This window comes from Nocardioides zeicaulis (genome assembly GCF_042432345.1).
Taxonomy (GTDB): domain Bacteria; phylum Actinomycetota; class Actinomycetes; order Propionibacteriales; family Nocardioidaceae; genus Nocardioides; species Nocardioides zeicaulis.
Genome location: NZ_JBHLXH010000005.1, coordinates 1 through 8,552, shown reverse-complemented (window position 1 = coordinate 8,552; position 8,552 = coordinate 1). Strand labels below are relative to the sequence as shown.

Genomic DNA, 8,552 nt, shown 5'->3' with positions numbered 1-8,552 from the left:
CGCACCATCGGCTCGCGCACCCGTCGTTCCGCGGCGACGAAGGCCACGGCCGCGGCCACCCCGACGCCGGCCGCCTGGGCGCCGAGGCCCTCGGCCAGTCCGGCCAGGACGGCGTCCGAGCCCTCGTCGCCGGCGTCGGGGCCCAGCACGAGCAGGACCAGCGGCGAGCGCTGCGCGACCTCCTCCGGCGCCGTCACCAGCCCGGCGCCGGCCACGGCGTCCACGACCGCGCGCGACTTCCCGGTGACGTCCTCGCCCTCGGCGGTCTTCGTCGCGACGGCCAGCCCGAGCAGCTGGCCCATCCGGTCGTACGTCGAGGCGTCCGCGGGCACGGCGTCCTTCGCCTGCTGGGTCAGCAGCTGGCTGCCGAGGGTGTCGACGAGCGACTTCTGGTCGGGGTCGACCATGTCGTCGGAGAGCGCGTAGCGCGCGCTCACCGTGCCGCCCGCGGCCGCGACCTGGTCGCCCAGCGCGGTGACCAGGCGCTCGTCGGCTCCCGGGACCGTCACCAGCGCGACGGACCGCTCGGCGAGCCGGCCGGCGACGAACGAGGGACCGAGGGAGTCGAGGAACGCGGCGTCGTAGGTCGCGCCGGGGTCGACCCCGGGGTCGCTCGACCTCTCCTCCCCCACCGCGGCGACCTGGGAGCCGACGTCGGAGAGCGGCCCGCCTCCCAGGACGATGCCGACCGCGAGGGCCAGGAAGACGGAGACGAGGGTGAGCAGGTGGTGACGCAGGGTGATCACGGGAGGATTCCTCGGACGTTGTCGATCAGGTCGGACGTGGTGCGCGAGACGACGGGCGTGGCGTCGTCGACCCACTGCTGGCCGACGGGGGTCACGCTGACGGCCGCGGCGACGGCCAGCACGCCGGCGACGAGCGCGCCCACGAGGTGGCGGGGGCGGACCGCGCCGTCGTAGAGGCGCGGGATCGCCGCCGCGTCCACGAGGTCGGGCCCGACCTTGAGCCGGGTCAGGAAGGTGCTCGCCAGGCCGGAGCGACGGCGGTCGAGGAACTCGTCGAGGGTGGCGTGCATGCCGACGCCGACGATGAGCGCGGGCTCGTGCGCCGCGGCGAGGAGCAGCGCCGCGTCCTCGGTGGTGGCGGTGGTCTCGAAGCGAAGCGGCCGGATGCCCATCCGCTCGAGCTGCTCGGTCACGTTGCGGGGTGCGCCACACTCGACGAGCACGACGACGTCCCTGGCCTTGCGCAGCACCGCGGCGGACGGCAGGTCGTCGCTGGTCGCGGTCACGACCACGACGTCCGGGCGGTGACCGCTCGCCGCGAGGGCGTCCGCGCCCTTGTCGACGCCGACGAGCACCGGTCGCTGCTCGCGCACGAACGGCCGGATGCCGCGCAGCTCGGCCTCCCAGCCGTGCGACCGCACCGCGACGACGACCGGCCTGCCGGCCATCGACGTGGCCGTCTCCGGCACGCCGTGGCCGTGCAGGAGGAGGTCCTGCTCGCGGCGGAGGAACTCGGTGCTGTTGTGCGTGAAGCTCTCCAGCTGGGCGGCCAGGCCGCTGCGGGCGGCCGCCATCTCGCTGCGGACCAGGTCGGGGGTGAGCTCCCGCGCGGTCGCCACCAGAGTGTCGCCGGCGTGGACGATGCCCGCGTCGACGCGTACGTCCGTGCCGTCCCTGAGCCGCTCGAACACCTCGGCGCCGGCCTGGTCGACGACCACCACCCCTGCCTGCACGAGCAGTTCAGGCCCGAGGTTGGGGTAGCGCCCGGAGATCAGCGGCCCGGCGTTGACCACGGCCACGACCCCTGCGTCGACGAGCGCCTGGGCCGTCTCGCGGTCGAGGTCGACGTGGTCGAGGACCGCGACGTCACCGGCGTGCAGCCGGCCGAGGAGCGTGGCGGTGCGCCGGTGGATCCGGGCAGGGCCGTGCACTCCGGGCAGGGTGGGGGCTGGGCGGGAGCGGACTGCGAACTTCATGACCGCGCCATGGTGTCAGCCGCGACCCTGCCCTTCGGGGAGGCACGCCCGCTCGGGCGCGGCGGTCTCGAGCAGCTCGCGGGCGTGGGCCCGGGCGCTGTCGGAGTCCTCGACGCCGGCCAGCATCCGGGACAGCTCGCGCTCGCGCTCGGCGTCGTCGAGGGTGACCAGGCCCGAGGTGGTGACCGACCCGTCGCTGGACTTGTGGACCACGACGTGGCGGTCGGCGTAGGCCGCGACCTGCGGGAGGTGGGTGACGACCAGGACCTGGGAGGAGCGGGCGAGGGCGGCGAGCCGGCGGCCCACCTCGATCGCGGCCCGGCCGCCCACGCCGGCGTCGACCTCGTCGAAGACGAACGTGGGCACCGACCCGGTCCCGGCGAGGGAGACCTCGAGGGCGAGCATCACCCGTGAGAGCTCACCGCCGGAGGCGCCCTTGTGGAGCGGCCGCGGGTCGGCGCCGGTGTTGGCGGCGAGCAGGAGCTCGACGTCGTCGACGCCGTGCTGGGTGGCGCGCAGCCACCGGTCCCCCACGTGCAGGACGGGGCCGGCGGGCGTCTCCGGGGCGGGCACCTCCTGCTGGCGGACCTCCACGCTCACCACCGCGTGCGGCATGGCCAGCGAGGTGAGCTCGTCGCTCACGGCGGTGCCGAGGCGGGCCGCGGCCGTCGAGCGCTGGTCGGAGAGCCTCGCGGCCAGCGTGCCGAGCTCGTCGCGCAGCCGGTCGCGGCGGGCCTCGAGCTCGGCGACCTGGTCGTCGGTGCCCTGGAGGTCGAGCAGCCGCTTGGCTCCCTCCTCTGCCCACGACAGCACGTCGTCGATGGTCTCGCCGTACTTGCGGGTCAGCCCGGTGAGGGCGGCCCGGCGCTCCGACACGGCGGCGAGGCGGGTGGGGTCGGTGTCGAGCGAGGTCGCGTAGGAGGCGACGTCACCGGCGAGGTCGACCAGGAGGTGGCTGAGCTCGGCGAGACGGTCGGCGAGCTCGCCCGCCGTGGCGTCGTGCTCACGGACCGACTCGAGCGCGTGGCGCGCCGCAGCGGTGGTGCCCAGCGCGTCGGGGGCGCCCTCCTCGCTCGACAGCGCCTCGCGGGCCTGCTCGGCGGCGACCCGCAGCGTGTCGGCGAAGCCGAGCCGGGTCTCCTCCGCGGCCAGCTCGACGTCCTCACCGGGGCGCGGGTCGACGGCCTCGACCTCGCCGAGGCCGAAGGCCAGCTGGTCGGCCTCGCGGGCGCGCTCGCGCACCGAGCCGAGCACCTCGGCGAGGGTGCGCTCGGTGCGGGCGAGCTCGGCCCAGAGGTCGGCGTACGCCCCGGCGGTCGCGGAGAGCTCCTCGCCGCCGAACCGGTCGAGGGCCGCGCGCTGCGCACCCGCGCGCAGCAGCCGGTGCTGGTCGGACTGGCCGTGCACCGCGACCAGCGGCTCCGCCACGTCGGCCAGGGTGGTCACCGGGACGGTGGCCCCGCCCACCCACGCGCGGGAGCGGCCCTGCGCGGCGACGTTGCGCGCGAGCACGACCTGGTCGTCCTCGACCTCCCCGCCGGACTCCTCGACGGCGCCGCGGAAGGCGTCGATGGTGGTGGAGGACGCCCGGGTCGAGACCACGCCCTCGACTCGGGCCTGCTTCGCGCCCGACCGGACGGCGCCGCTGTCCGCGCGCCCGCCCAGCAGCAGGCCGAGCGCGGTGACCACCATCGTCTTGCCGGCGCCGGTCTCACCCGTGATGACGGTCAGGCCCGGGCCGAGCTCCAGCGTGGAGGAGTCGATGACGCCCAGCTGGCTGATCCGCAGCTCCTCAAGCATCGTGCTCGCCCCCGTCGCGGCGGCGGCGCTCCCGCTCGGCCGCGCCCCGCCAGCCCTCCACGGGCAGGTCGAACTTCGCCACGAGGCGGTCGGTGAACGGGGCGCGGTGCAGCCGCACCAGGCGCACGGGTCGCTCGCCGCGCCGCACCTCGATGCGCGCACCCGGCTGCAGGTCGACGGTGCGGCGACCGTCGCACCACAGCACCCCGGCGCCCTCGGTCGTGGAGAGCACCTCGACCGCGAGCACCGACGAGGGTGCGACCACCATCGGGCGGGCGAACAGGGCGTGCGCGCTCAGCGGCACCATGAGCAGGGCCTCGACCTCGGGCCACACGACGGGGCCGCCCGCGCTGAAGTTGTAGGCCGTGGACCCGGTGGGCGTCGCACACACCACGCCGTCGCAGCCCCACCGCGAGAGCGGCCGGTCGTCGACCTCGACGACCACCTCGAGCATCCGCTCGCGCGCGGCCTTCTCCACGCTCGCCTCGTTGAGCGCGAAGGTCGTGGCCACGACCTCCTTGCCCTGCAGGACCCGGACGTCGAGGGTGAGCCGCTCCTCGGCGGTGTAGGCACGGTGGACGATGGCGGCGATGGTCGACTCGACGTCCTCCTGCTCGGCCTCGGCGAGGAAGCCGACGTGGCCCAGGTTGACCCCGAGCAGCGGCGTGCTGGTGGCCCACGTCAGCTCGGCTGCGCGCAGGATCGTGCCGTCACCGCCGATCACCAGCGCGAGCTCGCAGCCCTCGCCCAGCGCGGGGTGGGGCGCGGTCGTCTCGACGAGGTCGTCGTCGGCGGACAGGCCGAGGTCGGCGGCCTCGTCGGACAGCAGCCGGACGCCGATGCCGTGCCCGGTGAGGGCGCCGACGCACTCGCGCGCGACGTCGCGCACCTGGGCGCGACCGGTGTGGGCCAGCACCAGCACGCGGCGCTCAGGGGTCTGGGTGGTCACGGATCCACCCTCTCACCCGCCACCCCCAACGACGCCGCGCGCTCCACCTCGGCGCGCACGTCGTCGGCGTCGATCGCGGCCGGTGCCTGCCTCAGCAGCAGGAAGAACTCGACGTTGCCCGACGGACCCGGCAGCGGGCTCACCGTGACGGCCTGCGCGCCCCACCCCCGTGCGGCGGCCAGGTCGGCGATGGTGGTGACGGCCTCGGCCCGCAGCGCCAGGTCGCGGACGACGCCGCCCTTGCCGACCCGGTCCTTGCCGACCTCGAACTGCGGCTTGACCATCAACGCGAGCGCGCCGTCGTCGCGGGTGACCGACAGGAGCGGGTCGAGGACCAGCGCCAGGGAGATGAACGAGAGGTCGCCGACCACGAGGTCGACGGGCTCACCGACGACGTCCGGCGTGAGCTCGCGGATGTTGGTGCGGTCGTGGACGACGACCCGGTCGTCGCTCTGCAGCGACCACGCCAGCTGGCCGTAGCCGACGTCGACGGCGACCACCTCGCGCGCACCCGCGCGCAGCAGGACGTCGGTGAAGCCCCCCGTCGACGCGCCGGCATCGAGGCACCGCCTGCCCTCGACCGTGAGGCCGTGGTCGGCGAACGCTGCCAGTGCACCCGCCAGCTTGTGCCCGCCGCGCGAGACGTAGTCGACCGACGTGGGGTCCTCGCGCACCACGATGGCCACGTCGGTGGTCACCCCGGTCGCGGGCTTGGTCGCGGGCGCACCCGACACGGTGACCCGGCCGGCGGCCACCAGCTCGCTGGCGTGCTCGCGCGACCGGGCGAGCCCGCGGCGGACCAGCTCCTGGTCCAGGCGAAGTCGACGGGGAGGCACGGCCGTTCAGGCACCCCGCTCGTCGGTCGCGGGCGGTGCGGCGTCGAGGGCGCGCCGCAACTGCTCGTGGGCCCGCTCGAAGACCGCGACGTGCTCGGCGACCGGGCGGTCGGACAGGCCCGCCACCTCGGCCAGCACCGCATCGACGTGCTCGGCGCCGGTGGCCTCGACGTCGTACGACACCGCGCTGGCGCGGGCCTCGTCGGGTACGTCGTCCATGGCGGCGAGCCTACTCGGCGTCCAGGGTCCGGGCAGGCCCGGGCGGCTCCGTGTCGGACACGTCCGCCGGCGTCCCGGTCGCGTCCAGGTGCAGCCAGCACGCGGTGGCCGCGACCCGCCACCAGTCGGCCTCGTTGCCGCTCCCGGTGACGACGAGCCGGCCGTCGTCCACCGTGGCGGACCAGCCGCCGAGCTCGGCCGTGCCGTCCGTCGTCGACGGCACCGGGTGGGGCTCGAACAGGCCCTCGAGCGTCGTGGCGACGTAGGTCGGACGCAGCTCCGGCGCCGCGCCGGCGAGGTCCTCGAGCCAGCTCACGCCCGTGAGCACCAGCATCGACGGGATCCCGATGGCGTGTGCTCCCTCCATGTCGGTGTCGAGGCGGTCGCCGACCATCAGCGGCCGCTCTCCCCCGACCCGGCGCACCGTCTCCTCCATCAGCGGCTTCTCCGGCTTCCCGGCCACGACCGGCCGCACACCCGAGAAGCGGCTGATCGTCTCGACGAGGACCCCGTGGCCCGGGGCCAACCCGTAGGGCGTCGGGATCGTCATGTCGGTGTTGCTCGCGACGTAGGGCATCCCGTCGCGCACCAGCGTGGCGACCCGCATGATGTCGCGCCACCGCACGTCGGGGCCGTAGCCGCTGGCCACCGCGACGGCACCGTCCGGCCCGTCGACCGGGACCAGCCCTGCCTCCTCGAGCGCGACGTGGAGTCCCTTGCCGCCGAGGGCGAGGATCTTCGCGCCCTCGCCGTGCTCGTCGGCAAGCAGCCGCGCGGCCGCCTGGGCCGAGGTCACGACGTCGGTGGGCTCGGCGCGCACGCCGAGGCCCTCGAGCTTCGCCGCGACGTCGTCGGGTGTGCGCGAGGCGTTGTTGGTGACGAACGCGACGTGGACGTCGAGGTCGCGCACGCGCTCGATCCGCTCGGAGACCCCGTCGATCGCCTCGCCCCCGACGTAGACGACGCCGTCCAGGTCGAACATCACCAGGTCGTGGGCCTCCACCACCGGCGTGTCGGACTTCTCGAGCATGCTCCACCCCTCTCAGGACTGTGACCAGCGTCCCCCTACGATGCTCCGATGGACGTCGCCGGGACCGTGCCCCCCTACGTGGGGAGACCGTTCCGGCTCCAGCCGTTCACTGCGGTGATGCTCGCCCCGGCTCGTGTCGGGGACCCCGCGTCGGCTCGGGCACTGGCGCGACCTTACCGCGACGTCGCGGCACGCCTGACCCGCTGGATCGACGGCGGCCGGGCGACCTCCGACGACTCGCCCGCGCTCTACCTGCACGAGTACACCGTCGGCGGCCTGACCGTCCGCGGCTTGGTCGGAGCGCTCGACGTGTCGCACCGGGCACACGCCCCCGCGGACCGGGCGGTGTGGCCGCACGAGGCCATCCATCCCGACCAGGCCGGCGAGCTCGCAGCCCGGATGCACCAGATGGCGCTCAACCCCGCGCCGATCCTGCTCGTCCACCACGGCTCGGCACGACTGCGGGCCGTGGTCGGGGAGGTCGCTACCCGCGAGCCCGACTGGCGCTACCTCGACCGCACGGGGCAGAGGCAGCGCATCTGGGCGCTGCGTGAGCCGGCCCTCCTCGAGCAGGTCGCGGACCTGCTCGCCGGGGCGACCTGCCTGATCGCCGACGGGCACCACCGGTACGCCGCCTACCTCCGACTGCAGGAGCAGAACCCCGGCACCGGCTGGGACGCCGGGCTGGCGATGCTGGTCGACCAGGACGACACGCCCCTCTTCCTCGGCGCGATCCACCGCACCCTGACCGGTCCGTCGCTCGACGACCTCGTCGCCGCCGCGACCGCGGCTGGCGCCGCTGTGAGGGTCGAGGGTCGGGTGGACGCGCTCCGCGTCCTCGACAGCCGTCACCTCGTCCTGACCGACGGCAGCGCCTGGCTCACCGTGTCGCCGGTCGACCTGGAGCACCGCGCCGCGGTGGCGTGGCTCCACGAGGACGTGCTCCCCCGCCTCCCGGTCCCGCCCGAGCGGGTCGAGCACCACCACAGCGCCGACGAGGCGCTGGCGCTCGCCAGCCCGTCGTCACCCGCAGTCCTGCTGCCGAGCCCGGACTTCGCGCAGGTCAAGGACCTGGTCGAGGCGGGTGGGCTCCTGCCCGAGAAGGCGACCTCGTTCCAGCCGAAGCCCAGCCTCGGCGTGCTCATGAGGCCCGTGAGCGACGGATGACGCGGGCCGAGCTCACCTCGACCTCCACCCGCGAGCGCGTCGCGCCGCCTGCCTGGTAGAACCGGCACCGCACGGCGCCCCCGACGGTGACGACGTCGCCCGGGCGCCACGTCAGCACGCTGCGGCGCACCCGGGCGACCCAGACCGTGCACGGCACCGAGTCGACCGTCTGGGCACGTTGCCGCTCACCGCGTGTCGCCGGGGGTCGCTCCACCGTCAGCCGGAACGTCACCAGCTCGTCACCGCTCGGGAGCGTCCGCGCCTCGGGCACCGCCCGCACCGTGCCGACGAGCCGCACGTCGTTGACGGCCTGCTCGTCAGCCAAAATCTGCTCCTGCGTGATGGCCTTGACCATCTCGTCCACCTCCGTCTCCATCTCCGTGTCACCGACAGCCTCGCGGCACGGGGTGACACCAGGAGGACGCCGGTCGAGCCGGCTGTGGAGAAGAGCTGATCCAAGGCATCTGTGGACCGAAGGTGGCGCGAGGGCCGGCCTGCCCGGGAACGCAAAAGTGGGGCCGCCCCGAAGGGCGGCCCCACTCTCACAATGGTTGTCCGGCGGCGTCCTACTCTCCCACAACCTCTCGGTTGCAGTACCATCGGCGCTGA

Annotated in this window: 9 protein-coding genes; 1 reads left to right on the top strand and 8 read right to left on the bottom strand. The window is 74.8% G+C overall.

The window, feature by feature from the left end:
• The 7 genes from ACFFJG_RS20380 to ACFFJG_RS20350 all read right to left on the bottom strand — a co-directional run.
• On the bottom strand, positions 1-746 hold a 746-nt coding region (locus ACFFJG_RS20380), incomplete at its 3' end, for a copper transporter (protein WP_378520636.1).
• Positions 743-1,942 carry a putative cytokinetic ring protein SteA gene (gene steA, locus ACFFJG_RS20375; protein ID WP_378520635.1) on the bottom strand — a complete coding sequence of 400 codons (1,200 nt, stop codon included), beginning with the start codon at positions 1,940-1,942 and terminating at the stop codon, positions 743-745. The genes steA and ACFFJG_RS20380, both read right to left, overlap by 4 nt.
• A gap of 15 nt (positions 1,943-1,957) precedes the next feature.
• Positions 1,958-3,742 (bottom strand): DNA repair protein RecN, encoded by a 1,785-nt coding sequence (recN, locus tag ACFFJG_RS20370; protein ID WP_378520634.1) that lies wholly within the window; start codon positions 3,740-3,742, stop codon positions 1,958-1,960.
• Entirely contained in the window at positions 3,735-4,691 is a 957-nt protein-coding gene (locus tag ACFFJG_RS20365) for an NAD kinase (protein WP_378520633.1), read from the bottom strand. Before ACFFJG_RS20365 ends, recN begins: the two co-directional genes overlap by 8 nt.
• Entirely contained in the window at positions 4,688-5,527 is an 840-nt protein-coding gene (locus ACFFJG_RS20360) for a TlyA family RNA methyltransferase (protein ID WP_378520632.1), read from the bottom strand. The genes ACFFJG_RS20365 and ACFFJG_RS20360 overlap by 4 nt, the downstream gene beginning before the upstream one ends.
• Before the next feature lie 6 nt (positions 5,528-5,533).
• On the bottom strand, positions 5,534-5,746 hold the full coding sequence (locus ACFFJG_RS20355) for a hypothetical protein (RefSeq protein ID WP_378520631.1): 213 nt from the start codon (positions 5,744-5,746) through the stop codon (positions 5,534-5,536).
• 10 nt (positions 5,747-5,756) lie between these two features.
• Positions 5,757-6,776, bottom strand: a complete 1,020-nt coding sequence (locus ACFFJG_RS20350) for an HAD-IIA family hydrolase (protein ID WP_378520629.1) — start codon at positions 6,774-6,776, stop codon at positions 5,757-5,759.
• A gap of 48 nt (positions 6,777-6,824) precedes the next feature.
• Between ACFFJG_RS20350 and ACFFJG_RS20345 the strand changes: the two genes are divergently transcribed.
• Entirely contained in the window at positions 6,825-7,943 is a 1,119-nt protein-coding gene (locus ACFFJG_RS20345) for a DUF1015 family protein (RefSeq protein WP_378520628.1), read from the top strand.
• Here ACFFJG_RS20345 and ACFFJG_RS20340 read toward each other — a convergent pair.
• Entirely contained in the window at positions 7,918-8,298 is a 381-nt protein-coding gene (locus tag ACFFJG_RS20340) for a single-stranded DNA-binding protein (RefSeq protein WP_378520684.1), read from the bottom strand. The genes ACFFJG_RS20345 and ACFFJG_RS20340 overlap by 26 nt on opposite strands.
• Between the last annotated feature and the right edge of the window lie 254 nt (positions 8,299-8,552).